1 protein-coding gene is annotated in these 1,025 nt (G+C 28.5%); it reads left to right on the top strand.

The features are described from left to right. A partial coding sequence (locus HMPREF2782_RS03115) for a relaxase/mobilization nuclease domain-containing protein (RefSeq protein WP_070640796.1) occupies window positions 1-1,025 on the top strand: 1,025 nt, incomplete at both ends.

The raw sequence follows: 1,025 nt of genomic DNA, 5'->3' as shown, positions 1-1,025 counted from the left end.
CTAAATTTGGCAATAGATTATATAACTAAGAGTGAAAAAACTGATGAAAAAATCTTGGTATCTTCATTCAAATGTCATCCATCTACTGCCCATATTCAATTTTTGAAAACTCGAGAAGACAATGATACTAAAGGTACAGTTTTGGCTAGACATTTAATTCAATCTTTTCTACCAGGAGAGGTTGATCCTATAAAAGCTCACGAAATTGGAATGGAATTATGCAAGAAAATTTTAAAAGAAGATTATGAATTTGTTCTTGCAACTCATATAGATAGAGGGCATATCCATAACCATATTATTTTTAATAATGTTAATTACAAGACTGGTAAATGCTACCAATCTAACAAAAAATCTTACCACAAAATCAGGTATCAAAGTGACGAATTATGTAAAGAAAATAAGCTTTCAGTCATTGATAAATACTATGAAGCTTACAAAAGAAAATATAAAACTGCTGGTAAATCTTGGTACGAATATGACCAAAACAAGAAAGGAAATTCCTGGAAGTCTAAACTGCAATTTGATATAGATAGAATGATTAATAAATCTAAATCGTGGGAAGAATTTTTAGAAAATATGAAATCTCTTGATTATGAAATTAAATTTGATAAACACATTGCTTTTCGTCATAAAGATAAGCAAAGATTTACAAGAGCTAAGACTATCGGAGAAGATTATACTGAAGAAAAAATCAAAGAAAGAATAGATTTAGCTATTAAAAATAAAGCCAACCCTATTAAAAAGCGAGTAGGAAATGTTATTGATATATCTACTAATGAAAAAGCACAATCCTCTAAAGGCTATGAAGTTTGGGTAAGAAAACACAATATCAAAACAATGGCTGATTCAATAATTAAACTTAGAGAACAAGGAATTAATTCAATCACTCAACTAGATGATCTAATCAAAAAATCTGCCGATGATAGACAAGACTTGTTAGATAAAATAAAGAAAATTGAAACTGAAATGAAGAGTTTATCCCAGGGTATGGAAAATATAAATACTATAAATAAGTATCGTGAAAT

This window comes from Anaerococcus sp. HMSC068A02, assembly GCF_001811125.1.
Taxonomy (GTDB): domain Bacteria; phylum Bacillota; class Clostridia; order Tissierellales; family Peptoniphilaceae; genus Anaerococcus; species Anaerococcus vaginalis_C.
Note: the sequence above shows the minus strand (reverse complement) of the source record. Positions and strands in the feature narration are given on the sequence as shown.